This is a genomic window from Nocardioides sp. NPDC057767 (assembly GCF_042798275.1).
In the GTDB taxonomy this organism is placed as follows: Bacteria; Actinomycetota; Actinomycetes; order Propionibacteriales; family Nocardioidaceae; genus Nocardioides.
Genome location: NZ_JBHVKJ010000026.1, coordinates 24,282 through 43,376, shown reverse-complemented (window position 1 = coordinate 43,376; position 19,095 = coordinate 24,282). Strand labels below are relative to the sequence as shown.

Sequence of the window (19,095 nt, the reverse complement as noted above, 5' to 3'; positions counted from 1 at the left end):
ATGTCCAGCAACGAGATCACGATCGCCCAGCCGGTCAACTACATCGCCGACGAGTGGAGCGAGTGCGCCACGGTCGACGCCTGGAACCTCGACCCCAACACCCTCGAGCCCGTCCACCGGACCGTCACCACCCCGCCCGACGACGTCGAGCGCGCCCTGCGGCATGCGGAGCAGACGTACGACGTAGGCCGCTGGGACGAGGAGGCCCGGATCGAGCGGGCCGAGATGCTCGAGCGTGTCGCCGATCTCCTCGAGAGCAGGACGGAGGACATCGCGCGCACCGACGCGCTCACCAGCGGCACACCCATCAGTGCCACCCGCACGGTAGCGTCCTTCCTGCCCTTCCGCATCCGGGCCACGGCAGCCGACCTTCGTGAGATCCAGCGGGTCACCGCCCTGGAGGCCGGTGGCCGGGACGTACGCCTCTACAAGGTGCCGTGGGGGCCGGCGGCGATCCTCACCCCCTGGAACGGGCCGAGCTTCATCCCGGCCGCGAAGGTCGTCAGCGCGGTCGCGGCCGGATGTCCGGTGATCCTCAAACCCTCGGAGCACGCGCCGGGCAGCGCCCAGATCGTGGTCGAGTGCTTCGTGGAGGCGGGTCTCCCGTCCGGTGCGCTGCAGCTGGTCCACGGCGCCGGTGAGGTCGGCGCGCGACTCACCGCCGATCCGAGGATCAAGATCGTCTCGTTCACCGGCGGACCCGGGGCGGGGCGCGCGATCGCCCGTGCCGCGGCGGAGGACTTCAAGATGCTGCAGCTCGAGCTCGGTGGCAACAACCCGGTGATCGTGCTCGACGACGCCGACCTCGACGTCACCGCCGACGGCATCCTCGACGGGATGACCAAGCTCAACGGTCAGTGGTGTGAGGGTCCCGGCAAGATCCTCGCCCACCGCAGCCTGGTCGACCCCCTGCTCGACGCGCTGGCCGAGCGGGTCTCCAAGCTCACCGTCGGTCACTCCCTGGACGAGGACACCCATGTCGGACCCATCTCCAACGGGCCTCACTTCCAGACGCTCCGGAACCGCATCGAGGGACTGCGTCAGCTAGGAGCGTCGATCCACCAGCCGGCGGCACTCCCCGAGCTGGGCGGCTACTTCCTCTCACCCACGATCGCCTCCGGTGCCGATCCGAGCCGGGCGACCGCCGAGCTGTTCGGTCCGCTCGTCTCGCTGCACGCCGTGGATTCCCAGGAGGAGGCGCTGCGGATCGCGAACGCCCATCCCTCCGGCCTCGACGCGTACGTGTTCGGCACCGACACCGACCGTGCGATCGACGTCGGTGCCCGCATCGTGGCGGGGGAGGTGCGGGTCAACGGCGCCAAGGTCGCCGACCTCGGCGACGACTCGGCGCAGAGCTTCTGGGGGCCGGCCGGCATCGGCGGCCACGGGCCGGCCGAGTCCGTACGCGTCTTCTGCGGTGACCGGGTCGTCGGTGTGGACTCCCCGGACCTGCCGCTGTGACACCGGCGCGGCGGCGCTCAGGCCTCGGCCGGCGCCGCCGCGAGCCGCGTCGTGAGCCAGGTGTCGAGGACGGAGCAGTTGAGCTCCATCTGCGCCCGCGCGACAGCGGCGTCGCCGTAGGTCAGCCAGTTGACGCCGAAGCCGTCGGCGAGGGTGGCAAGGACGTAGGCGACCTCGTCGATGACCTCCGGCGTGACAGGGTCGGCGGCGGATGCCTCCCGCAGCGCCTTGCGCACCGTGTCGAAGGCCTGGTCGTACACCTCGATGCCGCGGTCGCCGTGCTGACGCCGGGCCCAGCTGACGAGCTCGAAGGTCGCGGCGGTGAAGCTCGGGGACTCGAGATAGCACGCCATGACGCCGCGCAAGATCTCCCGGGCTGCCTCGGGCAGCGTGGTGTGCGGGTCGCTGCCCTCGATGACCTCGCGGTACTTGCCGGACACGAAGGTGTAGACGTCGGCAAAGAGGTCCTCCTTCGAGTCGTAGCAGTAGTGCAGCATCGCCACGTTCGCCTTGGCCTGCTCGGCGATGCGCCGCGTCGTCGCGCCGTCGATCCCGTGGGCTGCGATGACCTCGACCGCGGCCTCGATGAAGTCGCGACGTCGCTGTGCGACGGGGATCCGTGCCATCAGGTCCTCCCAAGGAGCGGGCACGCCCAGCTCAGTTGGGCGCTTGATTAAGTCATGGCGACTATATCAGCGCTCGGCATAGACGCTTCGCCTGTGAAAACTTAGCCAAACATCTAAGTCATCGATCTTGATCATATGACTAACTCTGGCTTAGCGTATGAGCCAGATCACATCGCCCCGGATCGGAGACGACGCATGGCACAGACCAACCAGGAAGCGGGAGCAGCCCGCCGGAGGGCAGGACGCCGACCCGGCCGAGGTCCGCTCATCAGCATCGGCGCGCTGATGGTCGTACTGACCAACGCCGTCATCTTCATCCTGCCGCCGCTCCTGCCGGTGATCCAGGCGCAGTACGGGCTCGCCACGGTCGCCGAGACGACGTGGCTCTACACCGCCCTGACCCTCGGTGGGGGAGCGGGTTTCATCCTGCTGCCGCGCCTCGCCGATCTGCACGGCGACCGGAACGCCTCCGTCGCCGCGTCCGTCTTCCTCGCGGTCGGTGCGGCGGTCCCGGCGGTCGGCGACTCCTACCCGACGCTCCTCGCCGGGTGTGCCCTGATGGGCTTCGGCTGCGCGGCCCAGCTGCTGCCGCTGGGCTTCCTCCGGCGCAACCTCGGCGAGTCCGGCATCACCATCGGCGTCGCCGTTCTGGTGATCGCCACGGGTGCCGGCATCGTCGCCGGCATGATCGGCGGCGGCCTGATCGTCGAGAACCTCTCCCTGCGCAGCTTCTTCGTCGTTCTCACCGCCGCCTGCGCAGCAACCACCCTCGCGACGTACCTCATGGTCCCGCACGCCCCGCCGGCCGAGCGATCCGGTCGGCTCGGCGTGGTCGGCACGGTGTGGATGGTCGGCTGGGTCGCGGCGATCCTGCTGACCCTGACCCAGGGGCTGGTCTGGGGCAACGCAGCGCTCATCCCGCTGGTGGTCGGTGTCGTCGGCGGCGTCGCCTGGGCGCGCTCCCAGCGCCGGTCGTCGACGGCCGTCTTCGACGTGGCGTTGATGCGTACGCCGCTGGTCACCGCCTCCTGCCTGTGCATCGCGCTGTTCGCGGCGGTGAACTCGGCGTTCCTGCTCCTGCTCAGCACCTACGCTCAGATCGTTCCCGAGGCGCTCCGACCGGTCGACGCGTACGGCCTCGGGCTCTCCGCCCTCCAGACCGGCTGGCTGATGGTGCCCTTCGCGGTGACGTTCCTGGTCGGCGGCGCGGTGGTGGATCGTCCGGTGGCCAACGGTCGCGGTGTGCCCGTCTTCATCCTCGGCGCTCTGATCAGCGCCGGCGGCCTGGCCTGGCTGGCGATGATGCACGAGCAGCAGTGGCACTACCTGGTCGGCGCCGCGGTCATGGGGCTGGGCTGCAGCATCGGGTACGCAGCCGGCTTCACGGTGGTCCAGGCCGCCGTCCCCGAGGAGAAGGCCGGCATGGCGGCAGGTGTCGCCGGCACCTTCATGGCGGTCGGCTTCGCGTTCGGCACGGCGCTCGTCAGCGCAGACCTCAGTGCCTCCATGGTCCCGGTGCCCGGCACGACGCTCGAGGTCGCCGCCGAGGGCCTCTACGGCACCGGCTACTGGATCTCCGGAGCTCTTGCCCTGCTCGTCGTCGTGACCGTCCTGGTCTCGAGCGCCCGCTCGCGTCGGCGGCACGGAGCCATCGGGTCCTAGCCCGGAGCGGCATGAGTCGAATCGAACAAGCACGTCCGCATGAGTGAAAGAAGACAGACATGAGAGACGACATCTACGCCCTGGCATTCCTGATCGGGGACGTGATCATGATCGCCGGCGGTTACTGGGCCGGCTGGAAGTTCATCAGGCAGTACCGCAACTACCTGCTCGGCATCGAGTGGTTCATCATCGCCACCTCAGGCGTGAACTTCCTGATCTGGGCGCTCCGCTTCCCCGAGGACAAGAAGGCCGGCGAGGCCAGCCTGCAGTACTCGTTCGCCTTCTTCCTCGATGCCTTCTCACGCTCGGTCGGCGTCACGCTGTTGCTGGTGGTGGGATTCCTCGCGGTGACCCACCGCCACAGGTCGAGCAAGGCGGTCGACGTGGCGATCTTCGCCATCGGCATCGGTGCAGGGCTCTACCTGGGGCAACCGAAGTTCCAGGACCACGTCGACGACGCCGGCCACCACATCCTCTACCCCGGCCCGGCGACGATCTATCTCGTCGTGAACCTGCTGACGCTCGTCTTCCTGGCGTACGTCACCAAGCGACTGTGGAACATCGGCGCGACGAAGATCGCCGTCGCCACGCTGCTGGTCAGCCTGGCCGCGACAGGCATCGCCCTGGGCTACGACTTCTTCCCGTTCCCGGCCTCCGTCGACCCGCTCCAGGACCGTGCGCTGTTCTACGCGCTCGCACTCACGGTGTGGGGCCTGCAGCTGTTCATCTACCTCTTCGCCTATCGCGCACTGCACGAGCACAACGAACGCACCGACCAGCGCCAGGTGACCCATGCCCGCGCCCACTGACAATGTCGCGTACGCGGCCTTCAGCGGCTGGGTCGACCCGCCCACCGACGTACGCCCGGCCCTGGACGCCGACCTGGAATGCCGGGTCGCCGTCATCGGCGGCGGCATCAACGGGATGTCGACCGCGTTGCGGCTCGCCGAGCGGGGCCAGGACGTGGTCCTGCTGGAGGCCGAGTTCTGCGGCCACGGCGCCAGCTCGCGCAACGCGGGCCAGTTGGCGGGCGCCCCCGGCGGCGACATCCAGCTGCTCGACCTGCTCTCGCGCAAGAAGATGCCGGGGATGATGCGGTTGGCCGAGCGTGCCGCGCACCATGTGGAGGACTTCATCGCCAAGCACGACATCGACTGCGAGTACGAGGCCACCGGCAACGCGTTCGCCGCGGTCTCGCGTGGTCAGATGGGCCGGGTTCGCCGGGTCGCCAAGATCATCACCCGAGCCGGCGGCCACGTGGAGGTCGGCACGGCTGCGGAGCTGGGGATCCCACGCGGGTTCGTCGGCGGCATGCGGGAGGTCGTCGGAGGAAGGATGAACCCCGGCGAGTTCAGCCTCGGCATGCGCGAGGTCCTGCTCGACTCGTCCGCGCGAGTCTTCGAGCAGACGAAGGTCACCGAGGTCCGCCGCGAGGGCGGCCGGGTCGTCCTGACGACCCCGCGCGGCAGGCTCCGGGCGGACCGGGTGGTGCTGGCCACGAACGCCTTCGCGGGGGAGTGGGACATCACCCCGAAGCACCTCTCCGTGCCCATCTACGTCATCGAGGTGGAGACCGAGCCGATCGCTCCCGAGCGTCTGGCCGCGCTGGGCTGGACCAGCGGCATGGGTCTGGTCACGCAGCACGCGATCATGGAGAACTACCGGCTGACGCCGCGCAACACCATCGTCTTCGGCGTACGCCGCCTCGAACGCGGCACGAGCTACCCGCTCCCGGAGAAGGTGCCGGACCCCGGCCTGGTCGAGGAGCTGGCCGGCGCATTCGCCACCCGGTTCCCGTCGTTGGCCGACGTCGCGATCGACCGCGCCTGGGGCGGATGGATCGCGATCACCTCGTCCTGGCTTCCTCTCGCCGGCCGGATGCGGGACGACATCTACTACTCGATCGCCTGCAACGGTCATGGCCTGGCTCAGGCACCCTACATCGGGACGCTCATCGCCGACGCGATCGTCGACGGGGAGCTGCACGAGGACCTCCGCACGGTGTGGCAGGAGAGGCCCCGGTTCCCGCGACCGATGATGATGAGCCGCGCCGGACTCAGGACGATCTGGGCCGTGGACCGCTTCAACGACATGGTCAACGGCAGCAGGCGCAAGGCCTGGGTCAGGGGTTGAAGACGACCTTGACCATCCCGTCGGCCTTCTGCTGGAAGGACCTGTAGGTCTCCGGAGCCTCGCTGAGGGGGAGGTGGTGGGTGGCGAAGGAGTCGACGCCGAGCGGGTCGTCCTCGCCCACGAGGAACGGCAGCAGGTCCTCGGTCCACGCGCGTACGTTGGCCTGGCCCATCCGGATGGACACCTGCTTGTCGAAGAGCTGCATCATCGGGAACGGGTCGAGCGCGCCGCCGTAGACGCCGGAGATCGAGACGTTGCCCCCGCGGCGTACGGCGTCGAAGGCGGTGTGGAGTGCGGCCATCCGGTCGACCCCGGCCGTCTGCATCACCGCGCGGCCGGCGGCTCCGGGCATCCGGGACACCAGCTTGGTCATCCCTTCGATGATCGGGGAACCGTGCGCCTCCATGCCCACGGCGTCGATCACTGCGTCGGCTCCGCGTCCGTCGGTCAGGTCGCGCACCTGCTCGGCGATGTCGCCGGACTCGAGGGCGATCGTCTCGGCCCCGCGCTGCCGCGCCCGGGCGAGGCGCTCGGGGACACGATCCACGCTGATCACCCGGTGATCGGCGGCGAGGGCGAATCGGGTCACCATGTCGCCGATGGGACCGGCGCCGAGCACCAGCACGGTGCTGTGCGGGTCGGGGTCGGCGTACTGCAGCGCCTGCCAGGCGGTCGGGAGGACGTCGGAGAGGAACACGAAACGGTCGTCGGGCGGGCCGTGCGGGACCTTGATCGGCAGCTGGTTGCCGAAGGGAACGCGCAGATACTGCGCCTGTCCGCCGGGGACCTGGCCGTAGAGCGAGCTGTAGCCGAAGAGGCTGGCACCGGTGCCCTGGTCGCGGTTCTGGGTGGTCTCGCACTGCGAGTGCAGGCGGTGCTGACACATCCAGCACGTGCCGCAGCTGATGTTGAACGGCACCACGACCCGGTCGCCGACGCTCACCTCGCTGACCCCGGGGCCCACCTCCGCGACGACCCCCATCGGTTCGTGCCCGACCACGTCACCGGGCGTCATGAAACCGGTGAGCACCTCGTAGAGGTGGAGGTCGGAGCCGCACAGCCCGGTCGAGGTGATCTCGACGATGATGTCGTCGTCCTCGACGATGTGCGGGTCCGGGACCTCCTCCACCCGGATGTCGCGCTTGCCCTGCCAGGTGACCGCCTTCATGGATGTCCCTCCTCGGTATCGAGTCACCCCTGCGGTACCCCGATCCGGCCTGTCCAGCCTGTCGAGGCAGTGCTGAACCCGGCGGAGGTGGGTACCGGTGGGGCACATCGCAGATCAGGCCGCAGGGAGGGCGTGGACAACATGAAGGTGGTCGTCATCGGCGCATCGGGGAACCTCGGCACCGCCGCGATCCGGTCGTTGACCGCGGATGGCGCCGCCATGGTCGTGGGGGTCGCCCGCCGAGCCCCACGGGGCCCACGGTCCAACGTCCACGCGTCCGTCGAGTGGCGGGAGGCCGATGTCTCCATCGACGACCTGGAGCCGCTGATGGCAGGTGCCGACGCGGTCGTCCACCTCGCCTGGAAGTTCCAGCCCACCCATCGCCCCGAGGAGACCTGGGCCACCAACGCCGTCGGTACCCGGCGTGTGCTCGCGGCCGTGGCCCGGGCAGGAGTGCCGGCGCTCGTGTGCGCCTCGTCGGTGGCGGCCTACTCGCCGGCGCACCACGACGACCCGGTCGACGAGACCTGGGAGACCGACGGTGCCTCGGCCGCTGCGTACTGCCGGGAGAAGGCGTACGTCGAGCGTGCTCTGGACGCCTTCGCCTGCCACCACCCCGAGGTCCGGTTGGTCCGGGTCCGGCCCGCGTTCGTCTTCCAGCGCTCCGCGGCGAGCGAGCAGCGGCGTATCTTCGGCGGTCCTCTGCTCCGGCCCGCCTTCGTGGACCGCCGGCGGATCCCGGCGGTTCCGCTGCCCGCGGGGCTGCGGTTCCAGGCGGTGCATGCCGGCGATGTCGGCCGGGCCCTTGCCGCCGCGGCGACCACCGACGTGACGGGCGCGTTCAACCTGGCCGGAGCCGGAGTCATCGGGCGCGAGCAGATCGGCGAGCTGCTGGACGCTCGAACGATCGAGATCCCGCCGAACCTCGCCCGTCACAGCCTGGACACGGCCTGGCACGCCCGGTTGGCACCGGTCCCCGGCGACCTGCTCGACGCGGTCATGCAGCTGCCGCTGATGTCGACCGCCCGCGCCGAGCTGGAGCTGGGCTGGCGGCCACGCCACTCGGCGATGGACGCTCTCGAGGCGGTCGTCTCCGGGATCCCGGAGCGGGCCGGCAGCGACCTCCCGCCGCTACGTCCCTGACGGCCACGAGAAGGAGCACCGGATGAACGACGAGATGTTGCACTCCTACCTGCAGCACCACTGGGCGGGTTCCAGCGCCGGTGCCGCGCTGTTCCGGCGTGTCGGACGCTCGCACTCCGACCCCTACGTCGCCGCCCGGGTACGACGGCTGTCCACCGAGGTGAACGATGACCGGGAGGCTCTGCGTCAGATCATCGTCGCGACCGGGGCGGCCCCGTCGGGCGTCGCCGCCACGACAGGGCGTGCCGTGGAGCTCGCCGGCCGGTTGAAGCCCAACGGCCGCGTGGTGCGGCGCTCACCGCTCTCGGACCTGCTCGAGCTGGAGGCACTGCGCGACGCGGTGTTCGGGAAGCGGGCCGGGTGGCAGCTGCTGCGGGCGATCAGCGAGGAGGACGTACGCCTCGACCCGCAGCAGCTGGACGAGCTCGTGCGTCGCGCCGACGATCAGCTCTCCCGCCTCGAGGACCTGCACCTGCGCGTGGCCCGTGCGGTGGTCCGGGCATGAGGGTGATGCCCTCGGGTTACCGGTTGGCATGACGCCACTGACCTGTCTGATCCTGAACTGCACCCTCAAGAGCTCGCCCGACGAGTCCAGCTCCGCGCTGTTGGGATCCCAGATCCTCTCGGCGCTCATGGACCATGACGTGAAGGGCGAGATGGTCCGCGTCGTCGACCATGACGTCCGGTTCGGGGTGAGCACCGACGAGGGCGACGGTGACGCCTGGCCGGAGCTGCGCGAGCGGATGCTCGCCGCTGACGCTCTCGTGCTGGTCACCCCGATCTGGCTGGGACAGCCGTCCTCGGTGTGCAAGATGGTGCTCGAGCGGCTCGACGCCGAGCTCGGCGAGACCGACGAGGACGGTCGGATGCTGACCTACGACAAGGTCGCCGGGATCGGCGTCGTCGGCAACGAGGACGGCGCCCACCACGTCACCGCCGAGCTCTGCCAGGCCCTCAGCGACGTCGGCTTCACCATCCCCGCCGGCGGGTCTACGTACTGGGTCGGCGAGGCCATGCAGGGCGTGGACTACAAGGACAAGACGCCGACCCCGGAGGCGACCGCGGGCACCACGAAGACCCTGGCCCGCAACCTGGCCCACCTCGCGGGCCTGCTGGCGACCTCGCCGTACCCGGCGGGTGGGTGAAGCTGCCTCAGCTGACGTCCTCGCCCCGCGCCGCGCGGGCGAGGAGCCGCTTCTGGGCGCGGCGGCCCTGCGCCACGACGACGGGCGCCGCGCTCAGCCCGAGCCGGGGGATCGCATCGGCCAGGCGTGCCTGGATCCCGCGCCACCCGGGCACCGTCTTGACCGGTCGTGGCTTGTCGAGCACCGCGCCGACCGCGGCCACGACCTCCTCGGGCTGGAGCAGCCTGCCGGAGAACGACAGTGCCGCCGCGGGGTCGTCGAGCTTGTCGTAGAGCATCGGGGTCCAGATGCCGTCGGGGCAGACGCAGGAGATGTCGACGTTCTCGACGCCGGCGAGCCGCAGGTCCGCGAGCGTGCTGAGGCTGAAGCCGATGGCCGCGTGCTTCGAGGCGGCGTAGACGGCTTCGCCGGGCACCGCGGTGATGCCGGCCAGCGAGACGATGTTGACGATGTGGCCACCGGTTTCGGCGCGCATGGCGTCGATGGCGCTGACGGTGCCGTTGATCGTGCCGAGGGCGTTGACCTCGAGCATCAGCCGGCGCGTGTCGGGAGCCTGCGTCCAGGCCGGGCCGCTCACGAGCACGCCGGCGTTGTTGACCCAGACGTCGAGCCGGTCGGCGTGGGTGAGCAGGGCGTCCCGGGCGGCGTCGACCGCGTCGGCGTCGCGTACGTCGAGCGCCCGCGCGATCGCGTTCGGGCCGAGCTCCTCGGCGGCGGTCTGTGCGGCCGCCTCGTCGAGGTCGGTGACCAGCACGGTGTGGCCGCGCTCGACGAGGAGCGCGGCGATCTGCCTGCCGAGCCCGCGGCCCGCTCCGGTGACGACGGCGCCCGATGCGGGGCGGGTCACGAGCGGCTGCCCTTCAGCGTGCCGTACTCGATCCCGCCGTGGAGGTAGGTGGGTACGACGGGCCAGAACCGCTTCCACGCGACGAGCTCGGTCGACGGCAGGATCTGCAGCCAGCGCGGGTCGTCCTTGCACGGGTCGGCGAGCGTCTTCTCCTTGACCATCGAGTCGTACTGGTCCAGGGAGTCCTCCAGGGTGTTGGCGTTCGGGCAGATCTCCCGCCCGAGCTGCTCGGCGTAGCGGCGCACGCCGGGGATCTTGGAGAGCTCGGGCTGCCAGTTGTCCAGCGAGATGCCGTTCTCGCTGGAGACCCACACGCCGTCGGGGGTGTTGATCACGAGGGAGTGGTTGCCGTCGGTGTGACCCGGCGTCCACAGCAGCGCGATGCCGGGGCCGAGCTCGATGTCGCCGTTGAACGTCACGAACTTGTCCGGGTCGACGCCGTCCAGGCCGCCCTCGACGTACCAGGCCCACTGCATCGGGTGCAGCGACTGCAGCGTCGCGAGCTCCCGCGCGTGGACCAGCATCCGGGCGCCTGCGAAGAGGGGTTCACGCGGCTCGGTCTCACCCTCGACGACCTCGGTCGATCCCAGGATCATCCGCGGGTCCTGCACGTGCAGGTGGTCGAAGGTGCAGAAGTCGATGTCCTCCGGGGCGAGCCCGAGCTGCTCGAGCACGTCGCCGGGCTCGTTGTAGTACCTCACGATGGCCTTCTCGATCAGGCGGCCGCCGGGAAGCCTGTTCGTCAGTCTCTGCAGGTTGCGGTAGAACGGCGCCTCGGCGGAGCCGTCCGGCACGGTCGGCTCGAAGACCAGTGTCCGAGCGCGGCCGTCCCAGTCGGCGTACTGCACCACGATCATGCGGTTGATCATGGAGATCAGCGGCAGCGTCGGCACCGACACGGCGTCGTGGAAGGCGTAGTGGACCGGGTAGGGCGCGGCGGCGATGTCGACCGACCTCACCGCGTGGATCTGACCCTGGGCCTTGAAGCGCGTCTTGTACGCCGCCGCGGCCTCGCGCACGGCCTCGAGCCGGGCACCGCGTGGCCAGACGTCGTGCACCCCCTCGAACTCGGGGATCGTGCGGGCGCCGATGGCGGCAAGACCACCGCCGTCGGGTCGGGCGTCGGTGCCGGTCATGATGCTCTCCTTCTCGTCGGTGACCCGACGAGTGTGACGCGCTGATGACGCAAGAACTTGTCCCAGCGCGACAGCGGAGGCGGTCACTCGCTCGCCGGCATCGCGGTGCCTTCACGGCGCAGGGCGCGGGGGCTGGTGCCGTACCACCGCTGCACCGCGCGGCTGAGCGAGGACTGCTCGCTGAACCCGGACAGCGCCGCCACCTGGGTCAGCGACATCTCCGTCGTGGTGATGTAGCGATGGGCGGCGTTCCGCCGCACCAGGTCGAGCAACGCCTCGAAGGTCGTGTCCTCGCGGGCGAGGCGTCGCTGCAGCGTGCGCGGGTGCACCCCGAGGAGCCGAGCGACCTGAGCGATGCCGGGGGACCCGTACGCCAGCAGTTCGGCGATGACGCCGCGCACCCGCGGGGCGGTCGCCGATCCTGGATCGGGATAGTGGGCGGCGAGGTGCTCGAGCGCGATCCGCCGGATCGTCTCGTCGGCGCTGTCGAAGCCCCGGTCGAGCGCGGACCGCTCGAGACGCAGCGCCCCGAACGCCGCCCCGAACCTCACCTCGACCCCGAAGAAGTCGAGGTAGCGCTGGATCGGCGACAGCGGAGCGTGGGGGATCTCGACGGAGCGCAGCCCGGTCATGCCGCCGAGGAGCAGGTCGGCCACGTGATGGAACAGGCCCAGGCCGAGCTCCATCGCCTGGGCGGAGTAGGGCGACTCGCGCAGGTCCTTGCGGTAGGTGGCGGCCACGACCCCGCGGACCCCGCGCGGGTCCGGCTCGACGCCGATCTGGAGCGCCGGGCTGTGCACGAACATGAACCGCGACGCGCACTCCAGCGCATCGGCGACCGTCGCGGAGGACTCGACGGCGATCGCCAGCGGGCCCAGGATGCTCAGGTCCTGGCGCTCGGCCAGACGCAGGCCGAGGTCCGGACAGTCGAGCGCGGCGGCTGCCGCGTCGAGCATCAGGTCGTGAGCGGTGATCGAGATCAGGCCCTCGTCGGACGCCAGCGTGGCGGGGGAGATGCCGAAGCGGCGCAGCAGCGGGCCGGCCTCCCCGCCGAGCTCCTCGACGAGGGACGTGAACCCTCGAAGGCTTGCCGTGCGGATCATCGGACCGGCCGGGGACTCGCCCCGGAGTCGTTTCGGCAGGTCAGTTGGCACGCCCAACCCGGGTCACACGGATGCCTGGCGTCGCGCACCACATGTGCGGGCCGCCGCAACTGCTTCGGACATCGCGCTTCCTCCTCGTCGGCGATCGGAGGCTAACACCTTGCCGCCCTGTTCCGGCCGATCATCATGAAGGCGTGACGCGGTCCTGACCTGCTCTGGTCGGTCCACTCGCGCGTCGAGAAGCGTGGGCAGCGCCTGGGCGGCGGTGTAGACGGCGACGCCGAGGAGCAGGACGGTGAAAGTGGTCTGGAGCCAGCCGGTGTCGACTCGGTCGGCGAGGCGTGCCCCGGCGACGGCTGCTGCCGCTGAGGTCACGGTGAGGACTGCGACGGGCACCCAGTCCGGCTGGACGCCGGAACCGGCCCGGACCGCCAGGGCTGCGGCGCTGGTGATGGTGATGACCACCAGCGACGTGCCGGCGGCGTACTCCATCGGCAGCGCGAGGGCGAGGAGGAGGGCGGGGACGACGAGGAAACCGCCGCCCACACCCAGGAAACCGGTCAGCGCGCCGACGGCGGTCGCGGTCACCAGCACCTTGAGCGCCCGGGGGCACTGGCAGGCGAACCTCGGGCTGAACGTGATGATCGGGTCATCCAGCGCGGGCCGCGCTGCGCGCCGGCCGCCATCTCCCCGACCATGACGTAGCTGGCGCCAGGCGAGTAGTACGCCGACCAGCAGCAAAAGGGCGGCGAAGGCGGCCAGCAGGACGTCCTCGGGGACCCGGCTGGACGCCTCGGCTCCCACCACCGCCCCGCCGATCGCGACCAGTCCGAACACCACGCCGCGGCCGAGCAGTACGTTGCCCGCGCGGTGCGCGGCGATCACCCCGATGAGCGAAGTGATGCCGACGACCACCAGCGATCCGGTGGTCGCCTGAGGTGCGGTCTGGTCGAGCAGGTAGACGAGCACCGGCACGGCCAGGATCGAGCCACCGCCACCGAGTGCCCCCAGGGACAGGCCGATGAGCACACCGGCGGCGACGGCGAGGAGCAGCGTCATCTCAGGCGTCGGCGCGGCCGCCGCGGGGGCTCACCACGTGCAGCCCGACCTTCTCGGCGTTCTCGAAGGAGTCGTCGACCGCGACCGGGGCACCGCCGGCAGCGGCGATGAACGAGGCGGCGACCGAGGCGCGGTAGCCGCCGGCGCAGTGCACCCACACCTCGCCGGCCGGTACCTCGTTGAGGCGTCGGGGCAGCTCGTGGATCGGGATGTTGACCGCTCCCTCGATCGCTGCGCCGTCATATTCGTCGGTGCGGCGCACGTCGAGCACGACGACGTCGCGGTGGTGGCGCACCTGCGCCAGGTCGGCGAAGGTGGCGGTGGGGAAGCTGCCGAGCTCGCCGTCGGTCCAGTCCTTCGGTCCGCCGGTGGCCTGGGCCGCGGGCCGGTCGATGCCGATCCGGACCAGCTCGCGCTGGGCGGTGGCGACGTCCTCTGCGGTCTCGCCGAGCAGGGTCACAGGGGTGCCCCACTCGATCAGCCAGCCCAGGTAGGTCGAGAAGGCGCCGTCGAGCCCGAAGTTGAAGGTGCCGGGGGAGTGGCCTGCGGCGAAGGCCTTGCGGTTGCGCAGGTCCACCACCCACTCGCCGGCCTCGATCCGGCGCCGCAGCTCGGTCGCGTCGGCCTCCTGCACCGGGGAGAGGTCGGGGGCGGACGGGCCGGCGGCGTTGGAGGGTCCCATGTGCGCGTAGTACGCCGGCCACGCGCCGAGGCCGTCCAGCAGTTCGCGGACGTAGGTCTCCTCGTCCCGGGTCAGCACCGGGTTCGAACGCTTCTCGTCACCGATCGTCGAGGCGGTGGCGTCGGACTGCGTGGCCGAGCAGAAGGATCCGAACCCGTGGGTCGGGTAGATCTCCGTCTCGTCGGGCAGTTGCTCGGCGAGCTTGTGCGCCGAGGCGTGCTGGTGGCGCACCAGGGCGTCGGTGTGCGCCTCGCCGAGCAGGTCGGGACGTCCGGTGGCGCCGTAGAGCAGCGAGCCGCCGGTGAATGCGGCGTAAGGCTCCTCGCCGTCGGGTCCGTCGACCGAGAGCTCGTAGGAGAGGTGGGTGAAGGTGTGGCCGGGCGTGGCGATGGCGCGGACGCGCATCCGGTCACCGACCTCGACGATCTCCTCGTCAGCGATCGGGGTGCGATCGAAGGACACCTCGTCCGCGCCGTTGACCAGGTAGGCCGCGTCCGTCGCCTGCGCGAGCGCCAGGCCGCCGGTGACGTAGTCGTTGTGGATGTGGGTCTCGAAGACGTGGGTCAGTCGGACGCCGTCGGCCTCGAGTACGTCCAGCACTCGGTCGATGTCGCGCTGAGGGTCGACGACGAAGGCGACCTCGCCGTCGTGGACCACGTAGGTGCGGTCCCCGAGCGAAGGGGTCTCGATGGTGCGGACGGTCAGCCCTTCGGTTGGCCGCCGAGCCTCGTCTGTCGCTGAGGCCGGCGCGGTGGACTGGGTGGCGGTGTGGTCGGTCATGTTCGCCTCACTTCTCGATCGGTCGCCCGGAGCGGATCCAGGCGTTGGTGCCGCCCGCGACGTTGATCGCGTCGAAGCCGTTCGCGATCAGGGCGTCGGTCATCGCACCGCTGCGGTTGCCCGAGGCGCACACCATGTGCACCGAACGATTCCGATCGATCTCGCCCAGTCGGGCGAAGAGCTGACCCATCGGGATGTTGATCGCACCGGGCACGTGACCTTCGCGGAACTCCGCAGGCTCGCGAACGTCGACGACAGCCGCGCCCTGACCGAGTGCCGCAGCGAGCTGGTCGATGGTGGTCTCACGCATGAGAGGAACTCCTTTGGTGCTTGTCGAACTGCAAGTGTAACCCCCCGGGGGGTTACATCATCGACGTTAACACATCCCCCTAGGGGGTTGTATGGTTGTGGGTGTAGTCCCACCCTTCGCGCCGCCGCGACTGACGCACGGCAGTGGCTGACCGCGGCTCTGGCCGCACTGGAGAACAACTGATGGACCTCGAACCCGCCGAGATCAAGGCGATCATCACCCGTATGAAGCGCGCCAACGGCCACCTCGCCAGCGTGATCCGCATGATGGAGGAGGGATCTGACTGCGAGGCCGTCCTCACCCAGCTGGCCGCCGTGAACAAGGCGCTCTCCCGCGCTGGCTACGCGATCGTCGCCACCGGCCTGCAGCAGTGCCTCGCCGAGACCGATGAGGGTCTTGACGACGCGGACGTCAAGAAGATGGAGAAGCTCTTCCTCGCCCTGGCGTGAGGCAGTTGGTCGGCGGTGCGCAGGACCAACGGCTCTGAGGCCGGGCGGACGCTCGGAATACGTTGAGCGCGGGGTGATTCCAGATGACCGAACCAACGCCTGACGGCAGGCCGGGTCAGTCCGCGCGTACCAGCCGCCGGTGGGCGTGGGTGATGACCGCCGTCGCAGCAGTGCTCGCGGTCGCGGTTGCCGTGCTCATCGTCGTTGCCGTGCGCTCGGACAACGGTGACCGTGGTGCCGTGCCGACGCCATCTGCGAGCAGCACCGCGACGCCGACGCCGTCGACGAGCGCGACCCCGACGGAGTCGGCCACCCCGAGTGCGACGCCCACGGAACCGACGTCGACGCCACCCGCGCGGTTCGGCTATCAGCCGCTGTGGCCGTTCGCCGGTGTCGAGGAGGCGGCGGTGTGGCAGCGGGCGTACCGAGACGGCGGGCACCAGCCGTGGCATCTCGATGCCGGCCTGGTCGCGCGGCGGTTCACCCAGAGCTACCTCGGCTACCAGGAGGTCGACCGGGTGGTTCGGGTGGCGATCTCCGACGACCAGGCGTGGGTCGACGTCGGCTTCCGGCTGCCCGACGGCAAGGACACCACGGCGGCGGTCGTGCACCTGGCGAAGATCGGAAGCGGTTCGTACGCGCCGTGGGAAGTCGTCGGCACGAAGGACAGCACCCTATCGCTGACCACGCCGCGCTACGGCGCGACGGTCACGTCCCCGATGGCCGTCGGCGGCAGGATCACCGGGGTGGACGAGAGTCTGGTGATCCGGGTCCTGCGCCTGGGCACCGGCGAGGTCGGCCGGTCCCCGGGCATCCCCGCCGGCGGGCAGAACAGCCCCTGGTCGACCACGATGCCGTTCAGTGCCCCCGCCGGCAGCGTACTGACCATCGCGGTGTCGACCGGTGGCCATGTCGCTGGCGTCGAGCGGTTCGCCATCACTGGCGTCCGGGTCGGGTCGTAGCACCGTTGCCCAGCGGGACGGGTGCGGTGCGGGGCCAGGTCCAGGCGCGCCGCACGATGAAGCCGAGAAGGGTCAGTTCCAGGACGACGCCGAGGCCGTAGAAGTAGAGCCAGGACGCGCCCGCCAGGTTGAATGCCGTGACGGGGACGTAGAGCGCGGCCACGACGAGGTTCGTGATGCGGTTCGCCCGTGCGGGCAGCGCCATCGACAGCACGACCATGAGGCTCGGGACGGACACCAGGGTCAGCGCCGCGGTCGAGAAGGTCTGGGAGAGATCGAACTCGAAGACCTTGCCGTCGAGGATGTCTTCGACGACGCCGGGCGTGAAGAAATTGAGGATGTCCACGTAGACGTACAGGAACATGAAGCTGGTCCATGCCGCGGCGAGCTCGGCTCTGACCGGGACCGGCCGGTCGTCCAGCGTGGTGATGGTCTGACGTGTGCTCATCGTGGCCTCCGTTGTCGTGGTGAGGATCGGTGGGTCCACGCTCGCTGAGCCCGGCAGCAGGCACATCGGACCCGAGGCCGGAGCTCGCCTGGCCGATGGAACGGTCTCCGTCTCGTACTTTCGGCCGGTACGCGGCGGCGCGCCGATCCCTAGGCTGGAGCCGTGAACACTGTCCGGCGCTCCATCTGGCACGAGCCGCGGCCTGCCGACGCCCCGCTCGTCGGTCGTCTCGACTGGCTGCTCGTGGGCGTCTTCGCCGCCGCCACCCTGGTCGAGGGCATCGTGCGGACGGGCCTGGCCTGGCGACCCCTGGTGACGGTGCTCGCCCTCGCGCTGGTGCCTGCCCTGCTCTGGCGGCGGGGACGCCCGCTCGTGGCCGCCGTCCTCGGGTGGGGCGTCGCCGGGCTGCTCTCGGTCCTCCAGCTGGCTGTGAACGGCGGGGACCTCGGCCTCTACTCCATGATGGCCGACCTCATCCTGCTCTACTCCCTGGTGCGGTGGGGCTCGGGACGGGAGATCGTGCTGGGGACGGCGTTCGTGGCGGTGGTCGTAGTGCTGGGGATGTACGCCTCCTCCGCGGGCTGGGCCGACGTCTTCGGCGGAAGCGTCCTGCTGCTGTTGATCGTCGCGCTGGCTGCGGTGTTCCGCTACCGTGCGGACCTCTGGCATCGCCAGCAGCTCGAGATCCGCAACCAGGAGCGGGTGGCGCTGGCGCGCGAGCTGCACGACACCGTGGCCCATCACGTCTCGGCCATCGCGGTGCAGGCGCAGGCCGGTGGCGTTGTCGCGGGCAGCCAGCCCGAGAAGGCGGCGGAGGTCCTGGCCGCGATCGAGTCCGAAGCGTCGCGAACCCTCGCGGAGATGAGATCCATGGTGCGGGTGCTGCGGGAGGAGGAAGCCGTCGCCTACGCGCCGCAGCCGGGTGTCGCGGACCTGCCTGCGCTGGCGCTCGCGGACGTGGCACTCACGGTCGAGGTCTCGCTGACCGGTTCGTTGACCCGGCTGGCCCGCCCCGTGGACGCCGCGCTCTACCGGCTCGCCCAGGAGTCGCTGACCAACGCCGTGCGGCATGCCCGGACCGCGACCCGTGTCGGGATCGACGTACGCCGGGAGGGCGATGTCGTCAGGCTGCGGGTCTGCGACGACGGCCAGGCCGAGCCTGGGCCGACCCCGGAGCCGGGGTTCGGCCTGCTGGGCATGGCCGAGCGCGCCCATCTCCTCGGCGGATCGTTCTCCGCGGGACCGGGGCCCGGCGGTGGCTGGGTCGTCGAGGCCGCGCTGCCGGCGGAGACGCCGGCATGAGCATCCGGGTCCTCGTGGCCGACGACCAGGACCTGGTACGGACCGGGCTGGTGATGATCCTCGGCGCCCAACCGGACCTCGAGGTCGTGGGGGAGGCCGCAGACGGGCTCGCTGCGCTCGACCTGGCGACCCGGCTGCGACCTGATGTCCTCCTCGTCGACATCCGGATGCCTGGGCTCGACGGTGTCGAGGTCACCCGGCGCCTGGCCGGGCCGGACGTGGCGGACCCGATGGCCGTCGTTGTGATCACCACCTTCGACCTCGACGAGTACGTCCTCGGCGCCCTACGCGCCGGCGCTCGTGGCTTCCTGCTCAAGGACGCCGGACCGGAGCTTCTCGTCCAGGCCATCCACGCGGCGGCATACGGGGACGCGCTGATCGCCCCCAACGTCACCCGCCGGCTGTTGGCGACCTTCGCCGACCAGGCGCCGGCCGTGCCGGTCCAGCCCGTCGACCCGCTCACCGAGCGCGAGGAGGAGGTGCTCGCCCTCGTGGCGCGGGGCCGGACCAACGCCGAGATCTCCACCGAGCTCTTCGTCAGCCTGAGCACGGTCAAGACCCACGTCGCCTCGTTGATGACCAAGCTCGGCACCCGCAACCGCGTCGAGATCGCGATGTGGGCCTACGACACCAGACGGGTGCGACCCGACTAGCGGATACAGGCGCACGCTGCCGGATC

20 protein-coding genes are annotated in these 19,095 nt (G+C 70.4%); 11 read left to right on the top strand and 9 right to left on the bottom strand.

Features of this window, described 5'->3' with window-relative positions; all coding sequences use genetic code 11:
- Positions 1-1,461: an aldehyde dehydrogenase family protein gene (locus tag ACFVDI_RS14985; protein ID WP_378906283.1), complete on the top strand. Its 1,461-nt coding sequence runs from the start codon at positions 1-3 to the stop codon at positions 1,459-1,461.
- A gap of 17 nt (positions 1,462-1,478) precedes the next feature.
- Here the strand turns inward: ACFVDI_RS14985 and ACFVDI_RS14980 are convergent, their stop codons facing one another.
- A complete protein-coding gene (locus ACFVDI_RS14980; protein ID WP_378906281.1) occupies positions 1,479-2,087 on the bottom strand; it encodes a TetR/AcrR family transcriptional regulator in 609 nt (202 codons plus the stop codon).
- 195 nt (positions 2,088-2,282) lie between these two features.
- Between ACFVDI_RS14980 and ACFVDI_RS14975 the strand changes: the two genes are divergently transcribed.
- From ACFVDI_RS14975 to ACFVDI_RS14965, 3 genes are read left to right on the top strand one after another with little or no spacing between them, the layout of a single operon-like run.
- Positions 2,283-3,749 carry an MFS transporter gene (locus ACFVDI_RS14975; RefSeq protein WP_378906279.1) on the top strand — a complete coding sequence of 489 codons (1,467 nt, stop codon included), beginning with the start codon at positions 2,283-2,285 and terminating at the stop codon, positions 3,747-3,749.
- Positions 3,750-3,808: 59 nt separating this feature from the next.
- Positions 3,809-4,558, top strand: a complete 750-nt coding sequence (locus tag ACFVDI_RS14970) for a hypothetical protein (RefSeq protein WP_378906277.1) — start codon at positions 3,809-3,811, stop codon at positions 4,556-4,558.
- Positions 4,542-5,882, top strand: a complete 1,341-nt coding sequence (locus ACFVDI_RS14965) for an NAD(P)/FAD-dependent oxidoreductase (protein WP_378906275.1) — start codon at positions 4,542-4,544, stop codon at positions 5,880-5,882. The genes ACFVDI_RS14970 and ACFVDI_RS14965 overlap by 17 nt, the downstream gene beginning before the upstream one ends.
- On the opposite strand, the gene ACFVDI_RS14960 is transcribed toward ACFVDI_RS14965, so the two are convergent.
- A complete protein-coding gene (locus tag ACFVDI_RS14960; RefSeq protein ID WP_378906273.1) occupies positions 5,872-7,050 on the bottom strand; it encodes an alcohol dehydrogenase catalytic domain-containing protein in 1,179 nt (392 codons plus the stop codon). The two genes, ACFVDI_RS14965 and ACFVDI_RS14960, sit on opposite strands and share 11 nt — an antisense overlap.
- A 141-nt stretch (positions 7,051-7,191) precedes the next feature.
- Here ACFVDI_RS14960 and ACFVDI_RS14955 point away from each other — a divergent pair, with 141 nt between their 5' ends.
- Genes ACFVDI_RS14955 through ACFVDI_RS14945 form a run of 3 tightly spaced genes read left to right on the top strand, consistent with a single transcriptional unit; the run spans position 7,192 to position 9,338 of the window.
- Positions 7,192-8,193 (top strand): NAD-dependent epimerase/dehydratase family protein, encoded by a 1,002-nt coding sequence (locus ACFVDI_RS14955; protein ID WP_378906371.1) that lies wholly within the window; start codon positions 7,192-7,194, stop codon positions 8,191-8,193.
- A gap of 22 nt (positions 8,194-8,215) precedes the next feature.
- Positions 8,216-8,698 (top strand): hypothetical protein, encoded by a 483-nt coding sequence (locus ACFVDI_RS14950; protein ID WP_378906271.1) that lies wholly within the window; start codon positions 8,216-8,218, stop codon positions 8,696-8,698.
- Positions 8,699-8,726: 28 nt separating this feature from the next.
- Positions 8,727-9,338: a flavodoxin family protein gene (locus tag ACFVDI_RS14945; RefSeq protein WP_378906269.1), complete on the top strand. Its 612-nt coding sequence runs from the start codon at positions 8,727-8,729 to the stop codon at positions 9,336-9,338.
- A gap of 7 nt (positions 9,339-9,345) precedes the next feature.
- Here ACFVDI_RS14945 and ACFVDI_RS14940 read toward each other — a convergent pair whose 3' ends face one another.
- The 6 genes from ACFVDI_RS14940 to ACFVDI_RS14915 all read right to left on the bottom strand — a co-directional run bounded on the left by ACFVDI_RS14940 (position 9,346) and on the right by ACFVDI_RS14915 (position 15,255).
- Positions 9,346-10,185, bottom strand: a complete 840-nt coding sequence (locus tag ACFVDI_RS14940; protein ID WP_378906267.1) for an SDR family NAD(P)-dependent oxidoreductase — start codon at positions 10,183-10,185, stop codon at positions 9,346-9,348.
- Positions 10,182-11,321 (bottom strand): hypothetical protein, encoded by a 1,140-nt coding sequence (locus ACFVDI_RS14935; protein ID WP_378906265.1) that lies wholly within the window; start codon positions 11,319-11,321, stop codon positions 10,182-10,184. Before ACFVDI_RS14935 ends, ACFVDI_RS14940 begins: the two co-directional genes overlap by 4 nt.
- A gap of 83 nt (positions 11,322-11,404) precedes the next feature.
- The gene (locus tag ACFVDI_RS14930) at positions 11,405-12,424 is read right to left on the bottom strand and encodes an AraC family transcriptional regulator (protein ID WP_378906263.1); all 1,020 of its coding nucleotides are present in this window, start codon (positions 12,422-12,424) and stop codon (positions 11,405-11,407) included.
- 63 nt (positions 12,425-12,487) lie between these two features.
- A complete protein-coding gene (locus ACFVDI_RS14925) occupies positions 12,488-13,483 on the bottom strand; it encodes a TSUP family transporter (RefSeq protein WP_378906261.1) in 996 nt (331 codons plus the stop codon).
- Position 13,484: 1 nt separating this feature from the next.
- Positions 13,485-14,945: a rhodanese-like domain-containing protein gene (locus tag ACFVDI_RS14920; RefSeq protein WP_378906259.1), complete on the bottom strand. Its 1,461-nt coding sequence runs from the start codon at positions 14,943-14,945 to the stop codon at positions 13,485-13,487.
- Positions 14,946-14,952: 7 nt separating this feature from the next.
- Positions 14,953-15,255, bottom strand: coding sequence for a rhodanese-like domain-containing protein (locus ACFVDI_RS14915; RefSeq protein ID WP_378906257.1), 303 nt, complete (start codon positions 15,253-15,255; stop codon positions 14,953-14,955).
- A gap of 182 nt (positions 15,256-15,437) precedes the next feature.
- Here ACFVDI_RS14915 and ACFVDI_RS14910 point away from each other — a divergent pair, with 182 nt between their 5' ends.
- Together ACFVDI_RS14910 and ACFVDI_RS14905 are read left to right on the top strand one after the other, a co-directional pair.
- On the top strand, positions 15,438-15,704 hold the full coding sequence (locus tag ACFVDI_RS14910; RefSeq protein ID WP_378906255.1) for a metal-sensitive transcriptional regulator: 267 nt from the start codon (positions 15,438-15,440) through the stop codon (positions 15,702-15,704).
- 83 nt (positions 15,705-15,787) lie between these two features.
- The gene (locus tag ACFVDI_RS14905) at positions 15,788-16,666 is read left to right on the top strand and encodes a hypothetical protein (protein ID WP_378906253.1); all 879 of its coding nucleotides are present in this window, start codon (positions 15,788-15,790) and stop codon (positions 16,664-16,666) included.
- On the opposite strand, the gene ACFVDI_RS14900 is transcribed toward ACFVDI_RS14905, so the two are convergent.
- The gene (locus ACFVDI_RS14900) at positions 16,641-17,114 is read right to left on the bottom strand and encodes a DUF6326 family protein (protein ID WP_378906251.1); all 474 of its coding nucleotides are present in this window, start codon (positions 17,112-17,114) and stop codon (positions 16,641-16,643) included. The two genes, ACFVDI_RS14905 and ACFVDI_RS14900, sit on opposite strands and share 26 nt — an antisense overlap.
- Before the next feature lie 162 nt (positions 17,115-17,276).
- On the opposite strand from ACFVDI_RS14900, the gene ACFVDI_RS14895 reads away from it, so the two are divergent.
- Together ACFVDI_RS14895 and ACFVDI_RS14890 are read left to right on the top strand one after the other, a co-directional pair.
- Positions 17,277-18,416: a sensor histidine kinase gene (locus tag ACFVDI_RS14895; RefSeq protein WP_378906249.1), complete on the top strand. Its 1,140-nt coding sequence runs from the start codon at positions 17,277-17,279 to the stop codon at positions 18,414-18,416.
- Positions 18,413-19,069: a response regulator gene (locus ACFVDI_RS14890; RefSeq protein ID WP_378906247.1), complete on the top strand. Its 657-nt coding sequence runs from the start codon at positions 18,413-18,415 to the stop codon at positions 19,067-19,069. The genes ACFVDI_RS14895 and ACFVDI_RS14890 overlap by 4 nt, the downstream gene beginning before the upstream one ends.
- Positions 19,070-19,095 lie beyond the last annotated feature (26 nt).